Origin of the sequence: Methanoculleus sp. (genome assembly GCF_020696975.1) — an archaeon.
Taxonomy (GTDB): domain Archaea; phylum Halobacteriota; class Methanomicrobia; order Methanomicrobiales; family Methanoculleaceae; genus Methanoculleus.
This window is the reverse complement of sequence record NZ_JAJGBK010000014.1, coordinates 80,211-98,398: the sequence shown is the minus strand read 5'-3', so window position 1 is coordinate 98,398 and position 18,188 is coordinate 80,211. Positions and strand designations below refer to the sequence as shown.

General features: G+C 62.5%; 28 protein-coding genes. 23 read left to right on the top strand and 5 right to left on the bottom strand.

The annotated features are described in order from the left end of the window. Positions 1-46: 46 nt before the first annotated feature. Positions 47-517, bottom strand: a complete 471-nt coding sequence (locus QZ650_RS03660; RefSeq protein WP_292517258.1) for an Hsp20/alpha crystallin family protein — start codon at positions 515-517, stop codon at positions 47-49. 155 nt (positions 518-672) lie between these two features. On the opposite strand from QZ650_RS03660, the gene QZ650_RS03655 reads away from it, so the two are divergent. Next, positions 673-1,371: a hypothetical protein gene (locus QZ650_RS03655; protein ID WP_292517256.1), complete on the top strand. Its 699-nt coding sequence runs from the start codon at positions 673-675 to the stop codon at positions 1,369-1,371. Positions 1,372-1,421: 50 nt separating this feature from the next. After that, positions 1,422-1,694, top strand: coding sequence for a thioredoxin family protein (locus QZ650_RS03650; protein WP_292517254.1), 273 nt, complete (start codon positions 1,422-1,424; stop codon positions 1,692-1,694). A gap of 123 nt (positions 1,695-1,817) precedes the next feature. On the opposite strand, the gene QZ650_RS03645 is transcribed toward QZ650_RS03650, so the two are convergent. Then, positions 1,818-2,408: an HVO_0476 family zinc finger protein gene (locus tag QZ650_RS03645; RefSeq protein WP_292517251.1), complete on the bottom strand. Its 591-nt coding sequence runs from the start codon at positions 2,406-2,408 to the stop codon at positions 1,818-1,820. Positions 2,409-2,441: 33 nt separating this feature from the next. Between QZ650_RS03645 and QZ650_RS03640 the strand changes: the two genes are divergently transcribed. After that, positions 2,442-2,876, top strand: a complete 435-nt coding sequence (locus QZ650_RS03640; RefSeq protein WP_292517249.1) for a DUF371 domain-containing protein — start codon at positions 2,442-2,444, stop codon at positions 2,874-2,876. A gap of 10 nt (positions 2,877-2,886) precedes the next feature. On the opposite strand, the gene QZ650_RS03635 is transcribed toward QZ650_RS03640, so the two are convergent. Then, positions 2,887-3,075 carry a hypothetical protein gene (locus tag QZ650_RS03635; protein ID WP_292517245.1) on the bottom strand — a complete coding sequence of 63 codons (189 nt, stop codon included), beginning with the start codon at positions 3,073-3,075 and terminating at the stop codon, positions 2,887-2,889. Positions 3,076-3,213: 138 nt separating this feature from the next. Here QZ650_RS03635 and QZ650_RS03630 point away from each other — a divergent pair, with 138 nt between their 5' ends. Further along, complete coding sequence (locus QZ650_RS03630; protein WP_292517242.1) at positions 3,214-5,166, top strand: PAS domain S-box protein; 1,953 nt, start codon at positions 3,214-3,216, stop codon at positions 5,164-5,166. On the opposite strand, the gene xseB is transcribed toward QZ650_RS03630, so the two are convergent. Then, the gene (gene xseB / locus QZ650_RS03625; protein WP_292517239.1) at positions 5,141-5,326 is read right to left on the bottom strand and encodes an exodeoxyribonuclease VII small subunit; all 186 of its coding nucleotides are present in this window, start codon (positions 5,324-5,326) and stop codon (positions 5,141-5,143) included. The two genes, QZ650_RS03630 and xseB, sit on opposite strands and share 26 nt — an antisense overlap. Further along, positions 5,310-6,557, bottom strand: a complete 1,248-nt coding sequence (gene xseA / locus QZ650_RS03620) for an exodeoxyribonuclease VII large subunit (protein WP_366830367.1) — start codon at positions 6,555-6,557, stop codon at positions 5,310-5,312. The genes xseB and xseA overlap by 17 nt, the downstream gene beginning before the upstream one ends. Before the next feature lie 39 nt (positions 6,558-6,596). Here xseA and QZ650_RS03615 point away from each other — a divergent pair, with 39 nt between their 5' ends. The 19 genes from QZ650_RS03615 (at position 6,597) to QZ650_RS03525 (ending at position 18,172) form a co-directional block, all read left to right on the top strand. After that, positions 6,597-7,421 (top strand): sugar phosphate isomerase/epimerase, encoded by an 825-nt coding sequence (locus QZ650_RS03615; RefSeq protein ID WP_292517237.1) that lies wholly within the window; start codon positions 6,597-6,599, stop codon positions 7,419-7,421. Between the two features lie 95 nt (positions 7,422-7,516). Next, positions 7,517-8,797 carry a hemolysin family protein gene (locus QZ650_RS03610; protein WP_292517235.1) on the top strand — a complete coding sequence of 427 codons (1,281 nt, stop codon included), beginning with the start codon at positions 7,517-7,519 and terminating at the stop codon, positions 8,795-8,797. Positions 8,798-8,818: 21 nt separating this feature from the next. Beyond that, entirely contained in the window at positions 8,819-9,445 is a 627-nt protein-coding gene (gene purN, locus QZ650_RS03605) for a phosphoribosylglycinamide formyltransferase (RefSeq protein ID WP_292517233.1), read from the top strand. Between the two features lie 65 nt (positions 9,446-9,510). Continuing rightward, positions 9,511-9,828: a ribonuclease P protein component 4 gene (locus tag QZ650_RS03600; RefSeq protein WP_292517230.1), complete on the top strand. Its 318-nt coding sequence runs from the start codon at positions 9,511-9,513 to the stop codon at positions 9,826-9,828. Next, a complete protein-coding gene (locus tag QZ650_RS03595; RefSeq protein WP_292517227.1) occupies positions 9,825-10,085 on the top strand; it encodes a YhbY family RNA-binding protein in 261 nt (86 codons plus the stop codon). The genes QZ650_RS03600 and QZ650_RS03595 overlap by 4 nt, the downstream gene beginning before the upstream one ends. 51 nt (positions 10,086-10,136) lie before the next feature. After that, on the top strand, positions 10,137-10,586 hold the full coding sequence (locus QZ650_RS03590) for a 30S ribosomal protein S19e (protein ID WP_292517224.1): 450 nt from the start codon (positions 10,137-10,139) through the stop codon (positions 10,584-10,586). 19 nt (positions 10,587-10,605) lie between these two features. Next, positions 10,606-10,944: a DNA-binding protein gene (locus tag QZ650_RS03585; RefSeq protein WP_292517221.1), complete on the top strand. Its 339-nt coding sequence runs from the start codon at positions 10,606-10,608 to the stop codon at positions 10,942-10,944. Continuing rightward, positions 10,944-11,534 carry an alpha hydrolase gene (locus QZ650_RS03580; protein WP_292517218.1) on the top strand — a complete coding sequence of 197 codons (591 nt, stop codon included), beginning with the start codon at positions 10,944-10,946 and terminating at the stop codon, positions 11,532-11,534. The genes QZ650_RS03585 and QZ650_RS03580 overlap by 1 nt, the downstream gene beginning before the upstream one ends. 20 nt (positions 11,535-11,554) lie before the next feature. Next, positions 11,555-11,707, top strand: a complete 153-nt coding sequence (locus QZ650_RS03575; RefSeq protein ID WP_214019632.1) for a 50S ribosomal protein L39e — start codon at positions 11,555-11,557, stop codon at positions 11,705-11,707. 4 nt (positions 11,708-11,711) lie between these two features. Continuing rightward, positions 11,712-11,975, top strand: a complete 264-nt coding sequence (locus QZ650_RS03570; protein WP_292517216.1) for a 50S ribosomal protein L31e — start codon at positions 11,712-11,714, stop codon at positions 11,973-11,975. Position 11,976: 1 nt separating this feature from the next. Next, positions 11,977-12,639, top strand: coding sequence for a translation initiation factor IF-6 (locus QZ650_RS03565; RefSeq protein ID WP_292517213.1), 663 nt, complete (start codon positions 11,977-11,979; stop codon positions 12,637-12,639). A gap of 7 nt (positions 12,640-12,646) precedes the next feature. Then, positions 12,647-12,838: a 50S ribosomal protein L18Ae gene (gene rpl18a / locus QZ650_RS03560; protein WP_292517211.1), complete on the top strand. Its 192-nt coding sequence runs from the start codon at positions 12,647-12,649 to the stop codon at positions 12,836-12,838. Next, positions 12,831-13,286, top strand: a complete 456-nt coding sequence (gene pfdA / locus QZ650_RS03555) for a prefoldin subunit alpha (RefSeq protein ID WP_366830363.1) — start codon at positions 12,831-12,833, stop codon at positions 13,284-13,286. The genes rpl18a and pfdA overlap by 8 nt, the downstream gene beginning before the upstream one ends. Before the next feature lie 2 nt (positions 13,287-13,288). Further along, complete coding sequence (gene ftsY / locus QZ650_RS03550) at positions 13,289-14,368, top strand: signal recognition particle-docking protein FtsY (protein WP_292517209.1); 1,080 nt, start codon at positions 13,289-13,291, stop codon at positions 14,366-14,368. Then, positions 14,368-15,696 carry a signal recognition particle protein Srp54 gene (locus QZ650_RS03545; RefSeq protein WP_292517206.1) on the top strand — a complete coding sequence of 443 codons (1,329 nt, stop codon included), beginning with the start codon at positions 14,368-14,370 and terminating at the stop codon, positions 15,694-15,696. Before ftsY ends, QZ650_RS03545 begins: the two co-directional genes overlap by 1 nt. Continuing rightward, a complete protein-coding gene (trmY, locus tag QZ650_RS03540) occupies positions 15,697-16,266 on the top strand; it encodes a tRNA (pseudouridine(54)-N(1))-methyltransferase TrmY (protein ID WP_292517203.1) in 570 nt (189 codons plus the stop codon). After that, complete coding sequence (locus QZ650_RS03535) at positions 16,266-17,504, top strand: tRNA pseudouridine(54/55) synthase Pus10 (protein ID WP_292517201.1); 1,239 nt, start codon at positions 16,266-16,268, stop codon at positions 17,502-17,504. The genes trmY and QZ650_RS03535 overlap by 1 nt, the downstream gene beginning before the upstream one ends. A gap of 2 nt (positions 17,505-17,506) precedes the next feature. Continuing rightward, positions 17,507-17,800, top strand: coding sequence for a 50S ribosomal protein L21e (locus QZ650_RS03530; RefSeq protein WP_292517198.1), 294 nt, complete (start codon positions 17,507-17,509; stop codon positions 17,798-17,800). Positions 17,801-17,821: 21 nt separating this feature from the next. Further along, a complete protein-coding gene (locus tag QZ650_RS03525; protein ID WP_292517194.1) occupies positions 17,822-18,172 on the top strand; it encodes an RNA polymerase Rpb4 family protein in 351 nt (116 codons plus the stop codon). The last annotated feature ends 16 nt before the right edge of the window (positions 18,173-18,188 follow it).

Sequence of the window (18,188 nt, the reverse complement as noted above, 5' to 3'; positions counted from 1 at the left end):
CAACATGAATTGTTCGGTTCAAATTGGCAAAGGCACGAAAAAAAGGTTACTCTATGGGGATTGTGGTCCCGGTCTCGGTCGGCGCTTTCTTCAGCCGGACCTCGAGAACACCGTTCTTGAACGACGCACCGGCGTTCTCCTCGGTCACCTCGGCGGGGAGGAGGACCGTCCGGCTCATCTGGCCGTAGACCCGCTCCCGCATGAAGAAATCCCTGGTCTCCTCCTCGGTCTCACCTGTTCGCATGCTGACGATCTCCAGGTGCTGGGGGTCGATGAGCCGGACAACGACGTTCTCCTTTTCTACGCCGGGCAGATCGGCGACGACGATCACCTCGTCCTCGTGGTCCCGGACATCCACGCGGAAATCACGGACTGCCGGGACGACCCGGCCCCTGACCTCTTCTCCCCGTGAGCCGATCCCGCCGAGCAGGGACTGGAACCTGCCCTCCATCTCGGCCATGAGGTCGTCGAAGTCCTGCCATAACGTGCGATACGGTCCTCGTTCAATCCTTGCCATCGTAATCGCTCCTATCCTCTGATATAGCCCCGCGACGATCGGGTCGTCGAGGCTAACCTTAAGGTAGTGCTTTAATGATATGAATCTATGTTTATAGGCATCTTCCCTCTCCAGAACGATACTATTTTATTTTCCCAAAAGGCGATTGTACCGTAATGAAACAGACACAGAAGAAGAGTTCGAAAGACGAGAATACCCCCTGGATGAAGTGGGCCTATGTGGGAGTCGCCCTGCTGGTTGCGGTGGCTATGGTGGGGACCTACCTTGCCCCGATGTTTGAGAAGAAGCAGACCGCCGATATAGGAAGCATGGCGCTGATCGGCTACACCATCCGCGCTGAGGACGGGCGGCCTCTCGTCACGACCGACCAGAACCTCCTTACAAGCGAATACGAGAAGGGGAACCTTGTCCTCCTCACGAGCGGGATAGAGATCCCCGTCGGCGCCCAGATATCGGGTGAGAACGTTGCTCCTGTCCCTATCTTGTACCCCGAGATCACCGGGTTCAACGGCTTCGGCCTGCTGGGGTTTGAGGCCAACGCCATATCCGCAGGACTCGTCGGGATGCAGACCGGGGAGACGAGAGCCGTCACCTTCTCCTACGGGGCAAACGACCTTGAGGTAAACCTGAGCCGTGAGGATGCGGACGGCATCGGCCTCAACTTCACAGAGACGGAAGTGGGCGACCAGGTTCCGCTCGGATTCACGGCCTCCCCGGACGTCCCTGTGGGCAACGAGACCAACCAGACTCCGGCGCTGCGCTTTGGAAAAGTTACCGATAAGACCTCCGATACGCTGGTCATCATGTACCGCTACGGCAGCGCCGAGGTCACGCTCAACAGCATTACGGGGTGACGGCACCCCCTCACTTTTTATAGTCTCCCTGCTTTCTGCCGTACATGGCGATGAGAGTGATAAGTTTCTACCAGGAAGGGTGCATGGGATGCGAGGAGCAGACCCCGATCCTTCACGAGGTGGAGCAGGATCTCGGGATCGAGATCGAGGAGATCGATGCCGTGAAGAATCCGGAGTATATCAAAGAGTATAACCTCCGGGTGACCCCCACGACCCTCATCATCGAGGGCAGCGAGGTCCGGGAGCGGATGGTGGGGCTCGTCCACCGCGAAGACCTCGAGGCTGCGATCCGCCGCCACCTGCCAGAACCCCTGCCGCGGTGAGGGGGTCTCCCGGTCGGGGCGCTCCGATCTATTTCGGCTCCGATACTCCCCCGGTCATACCGCCCGGCACCGATGACCGTGGATCGGGTGAAGTCTTAAAATAAGGGAATGGTGGCGGGAGTGTTACCGCCGGTCGTACCCTCGATCAAGGTAGCCGTAGATCCTCTTTACCCTCCGGGCTACCGTCTTCCAGCCTTCTTTGCGCATAACCGGGCCGTCGCGAAGTTTGATGTGCGAGATCCGGATCCGCCGGCCGCCGAAGGTGTAGGTCTCCCCGACGACGAACTCGTCCTCGCCCTCGGCGGTCTGGTAGAGCGGGAGGGTCGTGCGCCCGGTGTGGATCGAGGCCTTCACCACGACCTGCTCGATCCCCCGCGTCCAGAGGGTCGTCACCTTGCCGGCCTTTGCGTGGCGGACCCGCCTGGCTCCCACCTCGATCCCGGTGACCTCGACCCCGAAGACCTCGTCGCCGCACTCCGCGGCGATCTGGTCCCCGAGAGAGACGGTCTCGTCGTCGAGCATCTCGACGCTGCAGACCATCGACTCGGTCTCCCGGCTCACGATCGCCTTGATGGTAAGGATCTCGGGTTCGGGGGGCTTTGGTATCCGGTGGACCTGCCCGCACTCACTGCACTGCACCACCAGTTCGGCGGCTTCCCGGAGAACCTGGTGTTCGCACTCCTCTTTACAGACGGGGCAAACGATGCTAATCATTCATTAGCAATAGCGTCCCTCTCCTAATTAAGCATGAAGGCGAGGGATATCGTGCGGGCGCGGGGGCACCCGCTGGTCCAGGCAACCCATCCGACGACGTTTGAGGTGACAAAAGACGAGACGCTGACCGTGACCGGCGACTGCATCATCGGCGTCGCCGCCGACAAGGGTGCTGCCGACCTCGATCCCGGTCTCAAAGCGCTGCTCTCCGACGACCGGGCGGTGCTCACGACCCGTCTTACCGCGGGTGGCGAGACCGTCGAGGTCCGCTCGAAGGGAAGCGCGGGGCTCACCCTTGACCACCCCGCCGACCTCGTCTGGCGGCGCAGCGACTTCGTGTCGGACCGGACCGTGGGCGTCCGCTCCGACCGGGTGGCGGCAACCCTCCCCCGGGAGTTCGTCGAGGCGCTCCGGCGGGGAGAGGACCTGGTCGTCGAACTCGATGCGAAGATACCCGACGGTTCCTGAGCGGTCCCGGTCACCGGGCGTCCCGTATGCCGTCCCGGATATCGCAGAGCACCAGGACGCCGATCCCGAGGAGCAGGACGATCGCAAAGAGCCCCACGATCAGGATCACTTCCACCGGGGCTCTGCCGATGAATTCCAGGGCCGCGACGACGCCCAGAACGAAGACCGTTATCATCGCCCACGCCTTCTCGTCTGGCATGATGCATGGTGCGCCGCTCTGCGGGATATGCGTTTTGAATGGCGTTCGCGATCACGGCCGGTCGCCGATCGCGCCTGCACCCCGGTATGCCGCCGGGGATAGGTTTATGCATTCACGGTGCGGGGGAAGGGTTGAGATATGCAACAGTTCGCCCCGGCGCTTGAAGACCTCCTCGAACACCTGGAAGACCTCGACCGTCGTCTCCGCCCTCCCGGGGCGGGTGCTGTCGGAGACCCCCGCGGGGCCCTGCTCCTGCAGAGGTCGGACCTTGCCGAGATCTACGACCTCGTAGACGCCCTGATTGCCGGCATCCGGAGCGTTGACGCTGAGTACCGGCGATACCGCGACCGATTTCTCCACCTCCCGGCCGGGTGTATCTGCACCGGCCCGGAGGGAGTCATCCTGGAGGCGAACCGGGAGGCAGGGAGCCTCTTCCATCTCTCTCCCGGGCGCCTGCAGGGTTCCTCTCTTGATACGCACATCCACCCGGAGAGCCTCCCGGCCTTCCGGTCGGCAGTTGCGGCCCTTGCTCGTGGCGAGGAACTTCCGGCAGAGGAGTTTCTGCTCAGACGGCCCGACGGCAGCGCGGTTCCGGCCGCGGCGTCGGTCGCGGCCTTGCGCGGTCCCGGCGGCGCCCCGGCCGAGTTCCTCTGGGTGTTCCGGGAAGCGGGGCAGGCAGGGGTTGAAGAGTCCCTCAGGGAGAGCCAGGAGCGCTACCGGGAACTCGCCGAGAACATCAGCGACGCCTTCCTCGCCCTGGACCCGGACGGCTGTGTCACCTTCTGGAACCCGGCGGCCGCCCGCCTCTCGGGCCGCCCGGAAGAGGAGGGCGTCGGAACGAGCATCTACGATCTCTTCCCTGAGTTCCGGACCGACGAGGTTGCCGGGTTCCTCCGCGAGGTCGTGGAGACCGGCCGGCCGGATGTGAGGGAGTACCGGTTCACTCTCCACGGGAGGGAGCATACCCTTGATCTGCGTGCCGTTCCCACCCGTACCGGCATCTCCATCTACCTCCAGGACGTCTCGGCCTGCCGCGATGCCGAGGAGGCCCTCCGGCGAAGTGAAGAGGAGTACCGGGCGATCGTGGAGAGCCAGACCGAGTTGATCTACCGCTGGCTCCCCGACGGCACCATCACCTTCGCAAACGACGCCTACTGCCGCTGCATCGGCATCTCCTGCGAGGATCTCGTCGGGCGACGGCATCTCCCCACCGTCCTGGCCGACGATCGGGCCCGGGTCCGCCAGAACCTCGCCTCCCTCACCCCCGATCACCCGGCATCGACCGTTGAACACCGGGTCGTCATGCCGGAAGGCGGGGTCCGGTGGCAGCAGTGGACCGATACGGCGTTCTTCAACGACGAGGGATCCGTCGTCGAGTATCAATCCGTGGGCCGGGACATCACCGATGCGCGGATGGCCCGGGAGGCGCTCCTCCTCGCAAACCGGAAACTCAACCTCCTCTCGGACGTGACCCGGCACGACATCCTAAACCTGCTCAACGTGCTCTCGGGATACCTCGCTCTCTCCCGGGAGCAGACGGACGACCCGGAGTTGCAGGAGTATTTCCGGAAAGAAGAGGAGGCCGTCCAGGGTATCGAGCGCTGCATGGCCTTCACCAGGGAGTACCAGGGCGTCGGCGTGGCCTCTCCGGTCTGGCAGCCTCTCGCCCGGATCGTCGACGAAGCGATGGCGGGGCTCGACCCGGGCGGTGTCTCCGTCGAGGTGCAGGCGGACGATCTGGAGGTGTATGCCGATCCCCTTATCGTCCGGGTGTTTTCAAACCTCGTCGACAACTCGCTCCGGCACGGGGGGAACGTCACCCGGATACGTATCTATCCCGAGGAGTCGGATCGGGGGGTCCGTGTCGTCTACGAGGACGACGGCATCGGGATCCCCGATGCCGAGAAGGGGAGGCTGTTTGCCCGGGGGTTTGGACGGAAGACCGGGTTCGGGCTCTTCCTTTCCCGGGAGATCCTTGCAATCACCGATATCACCATACAGGAGACCGGTGAAGCCGGGAAGGGTGCGCGGTTCGAGATCAGCATCCCGCCGGGGTTCTACCGGTTCACCGGTCGCGGCCGAGTTCCGTGAGTTTCATCTCGGCCGAGCTGAGGAGGTCCTCGCACTGCTTCACGAGGAGCGCACCCCGCTCGTAGATGGCGATGCTCTCTTCAAGGCTCGTCTCCCCGTCTTCCAGTCTCCGGACAATCTTCCTGAGTTCTTCCAGCATCTCTTCAAACGTCTCTGTCATACGTTATCTCCTCGACAGCGGCTCTCACCCGTCCGCCCTTCATCCTGAGCACCACCCGTTCGCCCGGCGCAAGGCTCGCGGCGCTCCGTGCAATCCTCCCGTCGGCCTCGACGATACAGTAGCCCCGGTCGAGAACGGCGAGCGGGTTCTGTCCCGCGAGGCCTGCACGGACTTCCGCAAGCGCCGCCCGCTCCCTCTGCACCCGGGCGAACGCAGCCCGCCGGAGCAGTTCCTCGTGCTCGGCGAGGCGCTGCATCCGCTCGTTAATGCGGCGTGCGAGCCGCCGGGGATGCATCCGCCCCCGGAGGTCCTCGACCTCGCTCTGCGCGGCGGCAAGACGGCTGTGGAGGAGCGCTTCCATCCTCTCCCGGGACCCGGCGACCTCCCGGAGAACCTCCGCCCGGTCGGGGACGGCGCGTTCCGCCGCTGCGGACGGTGTCGGGGCCCGGAGGTCCGCGGCGAAGTCGCAGAGGGCGGTGTCCACCTCGTGCCCGACGGCGCTGATCACCGGTGTTCTGCACGCGGCGACGGCCCTTACTACATCCGGGTGGTTGAACGGGAAGAGGTCCTCGAAACTCCCCCCGCCGCGCCCGACGACGATCACGTCCACGAGACCGTCGATCCGCCGGATCGCCTCCGCGATCTCGACATGCGCCCCCTCGCCCTGGACGGCCGTCGGGGAGAGGACCACCTCGGCCGGGTACCGGCGGGAGACGACCGAGAGGATATCCTTGAGCGCCGCACCGGTCGGGGAGGTGACCACGCCGATCCGGTGCGGGAAGAGGGGCAGAGGCCGCTTTCGTTCCGGGGCAAAGAGCCCCTCGGTATCAAGCTCCCGCTTCCAGCGCTCGACCATGAGGTGGCGCTCGCCGGTGCCCGCGGGGAGCAGCTCCCGGACGATGAACTGGTACCTCCCGTGCGGCTCATAGACCTCCACGGTCCCGAAGGCAAGAACGTCCATGCCGTCTTTCGGCGCGAAACCGAGCCCCGATGCGTACGTGCGCCACATGACGCAGTTGATCAGCGCGGAACTCCGTCCGGTCCCCTCGGAGAGTGAGAAGTAGCGGTGGCCGGAGGCGTGGCCCTTGTAGTTCGTCACCTCCCCCCGCACCCAGATCCCGTGCAGGCGGGCATCGTCCAGGAGGTCGCAGATAAGCCCCGAGACCTCCGAGACCCCGAGGACCGGGGTCCCGAACCGTTCCGGACCGGTGGCATGACCGCCGAGCATCATCACAATCTATTAGACCGATGGTTTATATCAAGTAGTGTTATGGGCCGTTTCGCCGTCTCGACCATGTTCTTCCACGAGTACCCCTGCGACCATATATTCGACTACGTTGCCGAATCCGGGCTTGACAGCATCGAGTTCTGGGTCGAGACCCCGTATTTCTGGCTTCGCGGCGCTCCTGAAGAAGAACTTGTCGGGTGTATCGCCGACCACCCGGAACTCTCGCCGATCACCGTCCACGCCCCGTCGCTTGAGTTAAACCCCTGCTCCATCAACCCGCGGGTCGCCGAGATATCCGTCGATTACGCCGTCGAAGCGGTAAAGATGGCCGACCGGATGGGTGCCGGCGTCGTCACGGTCCACCCGGGGAGACGGACGGCGAAACGGCACCCGAGCGCCTACGATTACCGGCGGTTTGAGGGTTTCATCGCCCGGCTCCGTGAGGCGGCAGAAGAGACGCGGGTGAAGGTGGCTATCGAGAACCTGGAGCCCCGGGTCAATACCCTGCTCTATACGGCCGAGGATACGGCCGAGGTGCTCGAACGGGAACCGTGGCTCTGGTTCACGCTCGATATGGGGCATGCCATGATGGCCTCCCGCGACGAGGTGGACCGGTTCATCGATCTCTGCATCGAACGGATCGTAAACGTCCACGTCAGCGGACTCGGCGGGAACGGGCGTCCCCACCACCCCATTCATGACAGTCCTTCTGCGCAGGAGGTGCTTAAGGAACTTGCCGACCGAAGTTACGGCGGATACCTCACCCTGGAACTCGAGGATATGGTCTTTCCCGGGGCACTCTCATCCGAAGAGAAGGTTGTGCTTCTCGCGCGTGAATTGGAAACGTTACAGAAGATATTCTCGTGAAGCGCTGGTTTTATAACATCTGCCTGCAACATAATCCATATAACCTCAACAAATAATCAATACCGGATGCAGCCGCTCGATGCGGCGTGGAGTAAATGGTAGTTGTAGATATTCTCACCATAGAAGTTGTTCTCTTTATTGTCTGCTTGTTCCTTTCGGGCTTCTTCTCAGGCTCCGAAGTTGCCCTTGTCTCGATCACCCGGGCAAAAGTCCATGCACTCTTAAACCAGGGCCGCAGGGGAGCGGAGGCTCTCGATACGCTGAAGCGGTCGACCGATGCCATCCAGATCACCACCCTGATCGGGAGCACCATTGCCAATGTGGCCGCAGTATCGCTCGCAACCGCGATCGGCATATCCCTCTATGGGGTTCCCGGCATCGCCCTGGCGATCGGTGTTGCGGCCGTCCTGGTGCTCGTCTTCGGCGAGATCGGCCCGCAGATGTATGCCTCGCGGCATATGGAGGATCTGGCGCTCCGTGTCGCCCGGCCCATCCTCTTCTTCTCGAGGGTGCTCTTCCCGGTGCTCTGGGTATCTGACCGGATCAGGCAGCAGTTCGCCTTCAGGCCCGGTGTCGCCGAGCCGGTCGTCACCGAAGAGGAGATCAAGGGCTGGATTGACGTCGGCGAGGAGGAAGGGACGATCGAGGAGGAGGAGCGGGACATGCTCTACTCCGTTCTGCGTTTCGGGGACACGACGGTTCGCGAGGTGATGACCCCGCGTGTCGACGTCATCATGATTGAGGATGCCGGCACGCTTGAGAGCGCGCTTGCCACCTTCAACGAGACGGGGTTCTCCCGGATCCCGATCTACCACGAGCATATCGACAACGTCATCGGGCTCCTGAACGTGAAAGACGTCTTTTCAGCGGTCTTTCGCCAGCAGACGAGCGCGACGATCCGGGACCTGATGTATGAACCCTACTTCGTCCCCGAGAGCAAGAAGATCGACGAACTCTTAAAGGAGCTCCAGGTAAAGAAGCAGCACATGGCTGTCGTCCTCGACGAGTACGGATCGTTTGCCGGGATTGTGACGGTCGAGGATATGCTCGAGGAACTGGTCGGCGAGATCATGGACGAGTTCGACGAGGAGGAGCCTGAGGTGCAGCAACTCGAGGACGGTGTCTACCTGGTCGACGCACGGGCCTGGGTGGAGCACCTCAACGAGGATCTGGATCTCAACCTTCCGCTGACGGACTCGTACGAGAGTGTCGGCGGCCTTGTCATCGACCGGCTGGGCCATATTCCCCGCCGCGGCGAGGTGGTCAAGATCGAGGAGAGCAACATCACCCTGGTGGTGATGCAGATGCGGGGGCGGCGGATCGTCAAGGTGAAACTGATTGTTGCTCACCCCGCGGGACCGGGAGAACCCCGGTAAGGAGTCGGGAGAATGGTACCTATGGATCCAGAGAGACCGAATAACAGAAAACGGATTGCAGTGCTTGCCTCCGGGCGAGGATCGAACTTTCAGGCAGTGATCGATGCCATCGCGTCCGGGGAGATCCCCGCGGTCTGTGTCGGCCTCGTCACCGACAACCCCGGGGCGTACGCGATAGAGCGGGCAAAGGCTGCCGGCATCCCGGCGACGGTCGTCGAGTATGCGCGGTTCCCGACGAAAGCTGCCTACGAGGAGGCGCTCCTTGAAGCGATGCGCGGCTGCCGGGCGGACCTCTTCGTCCTCGCCGGCTACATGCGGATCCTGGGCGCCGGGATCGTCCACGAGTTCTCGGGGAGAATGATGAACATTCATCCCGCCCTGCTCCCGGCATTTGCCGGCCTGCACGCGCAGAGGCAGGCGATCGAGTACGGGGTGAAGGTTGCCGGATGCACCGTCCACCTCGTTGACGAGGGGACGGATACCGGCCCTATCGTCGTCCAGCGCTGCGTCCCGGTCCTCCCTGACGACGACGAGTCGACGCTCGCCGAGCGGATCCTCGCCGAGGAGCACCAGGCCCTCCCTCTCGCCGTAAAACTCTTCTGCGAGGACCGCCTGGAGGTCGCCGGCCGCCGGGTGCGGATCCGCTGACCTCTCCATCAAATCCTTATTTATTCTCTCGCCTCCAACCTCAAGACCCGCTACTGGAACGGATCATGGCAGATACTACACGAAGATCGGGCTCCAGAAGGCTCGCCCGGGAGAGAATCGCTCTCCTCTTTGCGCGTGCAGCGGAGTTTTACCCGGAGAACCCCGCCTGGAGCAACCGGTGTGTTGCGCTCGCGCGAAAGATAGGCATGCGCCACCGGGTGCGGATAGAGCGGCCGCTGAAACGCCGGTTCTGTCGCCGGTGCAGCGCGTACCTGGTCCCGGGGTCGAATGCCCGGGTCAGGATCCACCGCGGAAACGTGGTTGTCACCTGTCTTGCCTGCGGGCACCGGTCACGGTATCCGGTCGGGAGGCCTCAAGAATGAGCAGAGAGTCATATCAGGATCTCAAGCCCACCATCTGGGTGGGGAAGCGTGGTATAACAGATGTCATGATCGACGAGATCCGGCGCCAGTTGAAAGACCGCAAGATTGTCAAGGTCAGGTGGCTCCGGAACACCGAGGTCGATCCCGAAGAGATAGCGGCATCGGCCGGTGCGACGCTCGTCGAGGTCCGCGGGCGGACCCTCGTCCTCGCGGAGCGGCGAAGCCGATCTCCCGGGCGAGATTCTCGAAATATATAAAACATCACTGGACGAATATGTAAAGACTGTTAGCGATAGTGAGGTTCATCTATGACGACTGTATACGACATCCCTGCCGAACTGTTCATCCGGCAGGTGGCAGAAGAACTCAAGAAAAACGCGCAGATTCAGCCCCCTGACTGGGCGAATTTTGCAAAGACGGGGGTACACAAAGAGATGCCCCCCGAGAATGACGACTGGTGGTACGTGCGTGCGGCGGCAGTATTCCGGCGTATCTATACCGACGGCCCGGTGGGAGCCCAGAGGATGCGCTCCGCCTATGGCGGCAAGCGTGACCGCGGCTCGGCACCCTCGCAGTTCCGGAAGGGAAGCGGCTCGATTGTCCGGAAGGTCTTCCAGCAGCTCGAGGCAGCCGGGTACGTCTCCCACGGTAGCGAGGGGCGCACGGTCACCGCGGCGGGGAGATCGTTCCTCGACAACATCGCGAACGGCCTGAAGGCTCAGGTAGCCGAGACCGCACCTGGCATTGCCAAATACTGATCGACCGGGGGCATGACTGATGGTAGACGACGAACTCGCGGAACTCCGCCGCCGGAAGATGGAACAGATGCAACGGCAGGCGATGGATCAACAGGCAGTCGAGGAGGAGGCGGAACGCCAGCGGCAGATCGACTCACAGATCCGCGTCATGCTCATGGAGATCCTCGAACCTGATGCGAGGGAGAGGCTCAATACCATCAAGTTGACCCGGCCTGAGTTTGCGAAAGCGGTCGAGCAGCAACTGGTGATGCTGGCCCAGAGCGGCAGGATCCGGCAGCGGATCACTGACGATCAGTTAAAGGCCCTGCTTACCCAGTTGACGCCGTCCAAAAAAGAGTTCAGGATTACGCGGAAGTAATGAAAGCGGGTATGCTCTTCTCGGGAGGGAAAGACAGTTCGCTCGCGGCGCTCATGCTCGCGCGCGACTACGACGTGGAACTGAATGCCTGTGTATTCGACCCCGACCGTGAGGTCCCGGCGGTGCAGGCTGCAGCGGCCGCCTTAAACCTCCCCTTCAAGAAGAGGGTGCTCGGAAGAGACCTCCTTTGTGAGGCCGTGGACCTGGCACTCTCGTGCGGCTACCCGAACGACGCGATCAACATGGTCCACCGGACGGCCGTCGAGACCCTCATGCATGAGTATGCGGTTGTCGGCGACGGCACCCGCCGGGAGGACCGGGTTCCCCGGCTCGAGCGCTCCGAGGTGCAGCACCTGGAGATGACCACCGGCCGCTCTTACGTCCGGCCGCTCCTCGGCTACGGGAAACCGGAGGTGGAACGCCTCGCGGATAGGCTGCTCGTGGTCCGTTACGGGGAGACGGGCAGCATCGGGAACGGTGATTACGAGCAGGAGATCCGGAGCGCCATCCTCGATCGCGGCATCGATCCGGCGAGACTCTTTCCTCCCCGCCACCTGCAGTCGCTGGTGGTCGGGATGCGGGAGACCTGAAAGGTATAAGAGTGAGAGTTATGAGCAAGTTAATGAAGGGCCGGAAGATCCGGCTGGCGAAGGCATGCGAGCAGAACCGCCGCGTGCCGGCATGGGTGATGATCAGGACCAACCGTGCAGTCGCGTCGCATCCGAAGCGGCGCAACTGGAGACGGAGCAGCTTAAAGGTGTAGAACCATGGCAGAGGCATTGAAAGAGCACATCTATATCATCCCTCTCCGCGAGGTGAAGCGTTCACCCCGGTGGAAGCGGGGCAACACCGCCATCAAGGACATCAGGGCGTTCCTCGTCCGGCACATGAAGAGCGAGGACGTCAAACTGGATAAGAGCATCAACGAGAAGGTCTGGGAGAACGGTAATTCCAAGCCCCCGCGAAAGATTCGCGTCCGCGCGATGAAGTTCGAGGACGGGCAGGTCCAGGCCGAGCTCGCCGAGGAGTGAAATGACAGGAACGATCGATCTCGCCGGGGATCCGAACATCGGTGTTTACGCCCGCGTCTTTGAGGATATCGCGATCGTGTATCCCGGGGCGCCCGAGGAGTTCACCGGGGCTCTCGCGCGGGAACTCGATGTCGATATCGTAACCACCTCTATCCAGGGGAGCAGCATCATCGGGTCGCTTGTTGCGGGAAACAGCCAGGGCCTGATCGTCAGCGGTCTCGCTTCCGATGAGGAACTTGCGGTCCTGAAGGATTACCGTGATATCCTCCTGCTCGAGGGTTCCATGAATGCAGCGGGCAACGTGATCCTCGCAAACGACTACGTTGCCGCCGTCCATTCCGATATGGAGATCGGTGTCGCCGAGGAGATCGGGTCGTTCCTTGGAGTGCCGGTGATCCGGCTCTCGCTCGGGGGCATCAAGACCGTCGGTATGGCCGGACATGCGACGAATAAGGGGATCCTCGTCCACTCGAGAGCCAACGACACGGAGATCGCCGCCCTTGAGCGGGTCGTCGACCTCCCGATCGGCCTCGGGTCGGTCAACATGGGAAGCGGTCTCGTCGGGACCGGGCTTCTTGCAAACAGCAAAGGATACATCGCAGGGTCCGTTACGACCGGGTTTGAGCTCGGACGAATTGAGGAAGTCTTTGGATTTTTGGAGTGAATCAGTCATGGAGAACCAGACGTTTGAAGTTGTGGGCGCGTGCAAGATCAACAACGAGTGGAAACCGTACCGCAAGGTCATCGGGGCCCCGAATGAGAACCAGGCAAGAGAGAGGGTTTTCACTGAGATCGGGAGCAAACACCGCCTGAAGAGAAGTTATATCACCATCGAGTCGGTTAACGTAGTAGCTGGTGAATGACGTGGACCAGGCAGATCCTCGCGAGATACAGACGCTTCAGATGTACTTGAACGAGTACGGGCAGCAGATAGAGATCCTGACGCAGCAGCTCTCGATGATCGAGCAGCAGCGGCTTGAGGCCGCCGCCGCCATTGAGACGCTCCGGGCGCTCCAGGAGAACGGGGACAGCACTGTTCTTCTCCCCATCGGGGGCGGCGCTCTCCTCCGGGTGAAGGTGCTTGACGCCGGGCATGTCCTCGTGAATGTCGGGGCCGACATCTCTGTCGAGCGGGCCACCACTGATGCGGTTGAGTATCTCGGGGATCGGATAACCGAACTTGAGGCGCTCGGGAAGAAAGTTGCAGGTTCGGTCGAGCAACTGCAGGGGCAGGCAGGGGAGATCTCCCGGCGCCTTGAGGCGGCCTACCGGGGAGCCCGGCAGGCCCCGGCAGGCCAGAGCGGAAGTTGATAATGTTTGATTCCTTAAAGAAAAAACTTCAGAATATCAGGACCAAATTTGCCTCGAATATCGAGGAGGTCGCCGGCCCCGAACCGGCAGCGGCCGAGCAGCCTCTCCTAGCAGAGGCTGCGGAGCCTGCTCCTCTGGCGGCACCCGAACCCCCGGCCCCCGTGGAGGAGACGCCGGAGGAGCGGGTGGAGCCCACCTTTTTCAACAGGTTAAAAGTCCTTGTCCGGGAGCGGGAGGTCCTCCTCCAGGAGAAGGATATCGAGGAGCCGCTCTTTGAGCTCGAGATGGTCCTTCTCGAGAGCGACGTCGCACTCCCGGTCACGGACGAGATCATCGCCCGTATGAGGAGCGACCTTGTCGGCCGGCACAGGAAGATCGGTGCCTCGGTCGACGACCTGGTCGCCTCCACCCTGCGGTCGGCGCTCTGCGGCGTGCTGGGTGACGGCCTCGACCTCTCAGAGTATATCCGCGAGCACGAGCGGCCCGTGAAGATCCTCTTTACGGGCGTGAACGGGACCGGCAAGACGACGACGGTCGCAAAGGTCGGCCACTATCTCCAGAAGAGCGGGTTTACGGTCGTGATCGGGGCGGGCGATACCTTCCGCGCGGGTGCAATCGAGCAGATCCGGACCCATGCGGACCGTCTCGGCATCAAGACGATCCAGCACCAGGCCGGCGCCGACCCTTCCGCAGTCCTCTTTGACACGGTCCAGTACGCGAAGGCGCACGGGATCGATGTCGTCCTTGCCGATACGGCCGGCCGGTTCCACAACCGGGCCAACCTCATGAGCCAGCTCGAGAAGATCCGGCGGGTCATGAAGCCCGACCTTGTCGTCTACGTCGACGAGGCGGTTGCGGGCAACGACGCGGTCATCCGTGCCGACGAGTTCAACAAGGCCGTCGGCACCGATGCGGTCGTCCTGACGAAGGCGGATATGGATCCCAAGGGCGGCGCGGCGATATCGGTTGCGCATACCGTCGGAAAGCCGATCCTCTTCCTCGGGACCGGCCAGGGGTATGACGACATCATGCCGTTCTCCCCCCGGCTCGTGGTCGACGAACTCCTCGGTGGTGAGGCCTGATGCTCGATAACCTCGGTGCGTCCTTGAAGGACGCGGTCAAGAAACTCGCCGGCAAGACGGTGATCGACCGGGCTGCGGTCGACGAACTGGTGCGCGACCTGCAACGGGCGCTCCTCTCCGCCGACGTCAACGTCAAACTCGTGATGCAACTCTCCCAGGCGATCAAGCAGCGTGCCCTCGAGGAGGAGCCCCCGAAAGGGATGGGTGTCCGCGAGCACGTTCTGCGGATTGTCTACCAGGAACTCGTCCGGCTGATGGGCAAACCCGGTGAGGTGGCGCTCGGACCCCAGACGATCCTGATGGCAGGGCTGCAGGGGAGCGGAAAGACGACGACGACCGCAAAACTCGCCCGCTACTTCCAGCGCAAGGGGCTGCGGGTCGGGGTGATCTGCGCCGATACGTTCCGGCCGGGTGCCTACGACCAGCTAAAGACGCTCTGCGACCGGATCGGTGTTCCCTGCTACGGGGACCCGAACGAGCCCGACGCGCTCAAGATCGTCCGGGAGGGTCTCCCCAGGTTCCGCAAGCAGTACGAGGTCATCATCATCGATACCCAGGGGCGACACGCCCTTGAGGAGAACCTGATCGAGGAGATCATCAACATCAACGAGATCTCGCATGCCGACCACCGCTGGCTCGTGATCGACGCGGCGCTCGGCCAGCAGGCGAGCGAGCAGGCCCGCCGGTTCCACGCGGCGATCGGGATCGACGGTGTCCTGGTCACCAAGATGGACGGCACGGCAAAAGGCGGCGGTGCGCTCTCGGCAGTCTCCGAGACGCAGAGCGGCATCGTCTTCATCGGGAGCGGCGAGACGATCGAGGACCTGGAACGGTTCGACCCGGACGGATTCATCTCCCGGCTGCTCGGGATGGGCGATTTAAAAGCCCTCGTCGAGCGGGCGGAGGAGGCGGTCTCGGCCGAGGATATCGATGTCAACGCCATGCTCAAGGGGAAGTTCACGCTCCGGGATATGTACAAGCAGCTCGAAGCGGTGAACAAGATGGGCCCCTTAAAGCAGATCATGAGCATGCTTCCCCTCGGGGGCATGCAGATCCCCGACGACGCCTATGACATCACCAGCACCAAGATGCAGCGCTACAAGGTGATCATGGACTCGATGACACCCCCGGAACTCGACGACCCCTCGATCATCGGGGGTTCCCGGGTCCAGCGGATCGCCCGGGGTGCCGGTGTGTCCCCCGACGAAGTTCGGGACCTCATCAAGTACTACAAGATCATGCAGCGGGCCTTGAAGGGCATGCGGGGCATGGGCGGCGGCAAGTTCAACATGCAGCGCATGATGAAGAAGTTCGGCAGGACCCAGTAGATGAAGCGGTTTGCCATCGTGGGCCACCTTGCCGCGACGAGCGGCACCTTCAGCCTCAACGATCTTGCAGGCAGCGGCGGGAGGATGGACGTCCTCTGCCGCTGTGTCAACTCCTCGTTCTTCCTCTCGCACGATCTCCGGCGCGACGTCGAGTGTTACCTCATCCTCTGCGGAGAGCCCGGGCCCGAGAAGACCGTCCTCTTCCGGGGTAGTGAGGTCCGTTACCTCTCGCCGGACGAGCGAAGCAGCGCCGCCCTGATCAAGAAGGCGCTCTCGATCCCCTGCGGCGACGAGTTTCGGGAGTCGACGCCGGGCGTCTACGTCCGGCGCGGGGGGCTGTCCCGGCTGCTCGCCGAGATCCCGTTTGCCGTTCTTGACGAGGCGGGGGAGGATATCAGGACCGCACCGGCGCTCCCGGAGGCCTACCTCCTCTCCGATCACCACAACTTCACCGCAGAGGAACTGGCGCTCATCGAGGGCTACTCCCGCTACTCGGTGGGGCCGCGGTCGCTGCATGCCGATCACACTATCACCGTCCTCTTAAACGAGATGGACCGGAGGGAATCCTGATGGATATCATCGAAGAGGTAGAAGCAATTCTTGTGTATGGCGAGACCTGCAACCACTGCCTCGGGCGGTTCTTCGGCAAGCGGTCGTTTGGACTGACGAACGAGGAACGGGGCAGGGCTCTGCGGATCACGCGCGAGATCGCGGCTAACGTGCCGCACCATGAAGCGGACCCGGGATCCTGCTGGATCTGCGGCGGCGAACTCTCCCGGACCGATGTCTGGGCTGCGAGGGTCGTCGAGACCCTGGCCGGCATCGAGTTTGATACGTTTCTCGTCGGGACGAAGGTGCCGCCGCTTGTGGCGGAGAGCGAGGAGATGGTCTGGAGCGATCTCTCCCTCCGCGACCCCGAACCGATGAAGGCGGAGATGAACCGGGAGGTGGGGAAGGCCGTCTCGGCCCTCACCGGGAAGACGGCCGACCTGAAACGACCCGACATCGTGGCGATCCTCGACCTTGCAGAAGACTCGGTCGAGGTGCAGGTCAACCCGGTCTTCTTCTTCGGCCGGTACCTGAAGTACGAGCGGGGCATCCCGCAGACCCACTGGGACTGCCGGGCGTGCCGCGGAGCCGGGTGCGAGAAGTGCAACTTCACCGGCAAACAGTACGTCGATTCCGTCGAGGAACTGATCGGCCGGCCGGTGATCGAGGCCTTCGACGCGGAGAACGCCGTCCTGCACGGCGCCGGCCGGGAGGATATCGACGCCCGGATGCTCGGGTCGGGCCGCCCCTTCGTAATGGAGGTCGAGGAGCCGAGGAAACGCTCGGTGGACCTCGCGGCGCTTGAGGAAGAGATCAACCGGAGCGCAGAAGGGCGGGTGGCGGTCCACCTGACCGGATGGGCTGATCGGAAGACGGTGCAAAGCCTTAAGTCCGACAAGGCGCATAAAAAATACAGGATCCTGGTCGAGATCGACGGTCCTGTAGCCCCAGATGAACTCAGGGCGGCCCTCGATCAGTTAAAAGGTGTAACGATACGACAGCGCACCCCCCAGCGGGTGTCACACCGACGGGCAGATAAAGTTCGGGAACGGCAGGTCCTCGATATCCAGTGTACAGGCAGGCAAGACGACAGATACTGGGTCGAAGTCGTCGGTGAAGCGGGCCTCTACATCAAGGAACTGGTATCGGGTGACAGCGGCAGAACCCAGCCCAGCCTTGCCCAGATCCTGGGGCGCACCGCAAATGTTGTCAGCCTCGATGTGATGCTGGTCAAAACAGCAAACGAGTATGGTGAGTAATCATGGCACATCACAATGGACCACGCAAGAAGACGCGGTATAAGTTCAAGAAGGACCTCCGAAAACGCGGTATCCCCCCGGTCACCTCGGTGATTCAGGAGTTCGAGATCGGGCAGAAAGTGCATGTCGTCGTCGAGCCGAGTGTCCAGAAGGGCATGCCCCACCGGAGATTCCACGGGAAGACCGGCACGGTCATCGGACAGCGCGGACGCGCATGGCTGCTCGAAATCAGGGATGGAGATTCGATGAAACAGGTGATTGCGAGACCGCAACATCTAAAAGCGCAGAAGGTATAATCCTCAACAGTAGTGATTGGCATGAAGGTAAAACGAATCGTCAGCGAAGAGCGGATGCTACTCCCCGAATTGCGTGAAACACTTCTTTCCGTGGAGGCAGCCCGGCTCGAATCCGGAGATGAGATGTCCTACGAGCTCCGCAAGAGCATCGAGCATGCCAATCACCTCGCAAAAACGTCAGCCGAGAAGGCCCGCGACCTCGTCGACGAGCTCATGAAGCTCGAGAAGATGAAGGAGGATATCGCCTACCGCATCGCAAACCTGATGCCGCGGACCCGGGACGAACTCCGTGCAATCTACGCCAAAGAACGGTTCAATCTTACAACGGAAGAGCTCGACGAGATCCTTGACCTGGTAATGACTCACTTCTGATTGAAGGGGTGGTGTC

Excerpts from the sequence above, each read along its gene's own strand:
- QZ650_RS03660 (WP_292517258.1), bottom strand. The coding sequence starts at position 517 with ATGGCAAGGATTGAACGAGGACCGTATCGCACGTTATGGCAGGACTTC.
- QZ650_RS03655 (WP_292517256.1), top strand. The coding sequence starts at position 673 with ATGAAACAGACACAGAAGAAGAGTTCGAAAGACGAGAATACCCCCTGG.
- QZ650_RS03650 (WP_292517254.1), top strand. The coding sequence starts at position 1,422 with ATGAGAGTGATAAGTTTCTACCAGGAAGGGTGCATGGGATGCGAGGAG.
- QZ650_RS03645 (WP_292517251.1), bottom strand. The coding sequence starts at position 2,408 with ATGATTAGCATCGTTTGCCCCGTCTGTAAAGAGGAGTGCGAACACCAG.
- QZ650_RS03640 (WP_292517249.1), top strand. The coding sequence starts at position 2,442 with ATGAAGGCGAGGGATATCGTGCGGGCGCGGGGGCACCCGCTGGTCCAG.
- QZ650_RS03635 (WP_292517245.1), bottom strand. The coding sequence starts at position 3,075 with ATGCCAGACGAGAAGGCGTGGGCGATGATAACGGTCTTCGTTCTGGGC.
- QZ650_RS03630 (WP_292517242.1), top strand. The coding sequence starts at position 3,214 with ATGCAACAGTTCGCCCCGGCGCTTGAAGACCTCCTCGAACACCTGGAA.
- xseB (WP_292517239.1), bottom strand. The coding sequence starts at position 5,326 with ATGACAGAGACGTTTGAAGAGATGCTGGAAGAACTCAGGAAGATTGTC.
- xseA (WP_366830367.1), bottom strand. The coding sequence starts at position 6,557 with ATGATGCTCGGCGGTCATGCCACCGGTCCGGAACGGTTCGGGACCCCG.
- QZ650_RS03615 (WP_292517237.1), top strand. The coding sequence starts at position 6,597 with ATGGGCCGTTTCGCCGTCTCGACCATGTTCTTCCACGAGTACCCCTGC.
- QZ650_RS03610 (WP_292517235.1), top strand. The coding sequence starts at position 7,517 with ATGGTAGTTGTAGATATTCTCACCATAGAAGTTGTTCTCTTTATTGTC.
- purN (WP_292517233.1), top strand. The coding sequence starts at position 8,819 with ATGGATCCAGAGAGACCGAATAACAGAAAACGGATTGCAGTGCTTGCC.
- QZ650_RS03600 (WP_292517230.1), top strand. The coding sequence starts at position 9,511 with ATGGCAGATACTACACGAAGATCGGGCTCCAGAAGGCTCGCCCGGGAG.
- QZ650_RS03595 (WP_292517227.1), top strand. The coding sequence starts at position 9,825 with ATGAGCAGAGAGTCATATCAGGATCTCAAGCCCACCATCTGGGTGGGG.
- QZ650_RS03590 (WP_292517224.1), top strand. The coding sequence starts at position 10,137 with ATGACGACTGTATACGACATCCCTGCCGAACTGTTCATCCGGCAGGTG.
- QZ650_RS03585 (WP_292517221.1), top strand. The coding sequence starts at position 10,606 with ATGGTAGACGACGAACTCGCGGAACTCCGCCGCCGGAAGATGGAACAG.
- QZ650_RS03580 (WP_292517218.1), top strand. The coding sequence starts at position 10,944 with ATGAAAGCGGGTATGCTCTTCTCGGGAGGGAAAGACAGTTCGCTCGCG.
- QZ650_RS03575 (WP_214019632.1), top strand. The coding sequence starts at position 11,555 with ATGAGCAAGTTAATGAAGGGCCGGAAGATCCGGCTGGCGAAGGCATGC.
- QZ650_RS03570 (WP_292517216.1), top strand. The coding sequence starts at position 11,712 with ATGGCAGAGGCATTGAAAGAGCACATCTATATCATCCCTCTCCGCGAG.
- QZ650_RS03565 (WP_292517213.1), top strand. The coding sequence starts at position 11,977 with ATGACAGGAACGATCGATCTCGCCGGGGATCCGAACATCGGTGTTTAC.
- rpl18a (WP_292517211.1), top strand. The coding sequence starts at position 12,647 with ATGGAGAACCAGACGTTTGAAGTTGTGGGCGCGTGCAAGATCAACAAC.
- ftsY (WP_292517209.1), top strand. The coding sequence starts at position 13,289 with ATGTTTGATTCCTTAAAGAAAAAACTTCAGAATATCAGGACCAAATTT.
- QZ650_RS03545 (WP_292517206.1), top strand. The coding sequence starts at position 14,368 with ATGCTCGATAACCTCGGTGCGTCCTTGAAGGACGCGGTCAAGAAACTC.
- trmY (WP_292517203.1), top strand. The coding sequence starts at position 15,697 with ATGAAGCGGTTTGCCATCGTGGGCCACCTTGCCGCGACGAGCGGCACC.
- QZ650_RS03535 (WP_292517201.1), top strand. The coding sequence starts at position 16,266 with ATGGATATCATCGAAGAGGTAGAAGCAATTCTTGTGTATGGCGAGACC.
- QZ650_RS03530 (WP_292517198.1), top strand. The coding sequence starts at position 17,507 with ATGGCACATCACAATGGACCACGCAAGAAGACGCGGTATAAGTTCAAG.
- QZ650_RS03525 (WP_292517194.1), top strand. The coding sequence starts at position 17,822 with ATGAAGGTAAAACGAATCGTCAGCGAAGAGCGGATGCTACTCCCCGAA.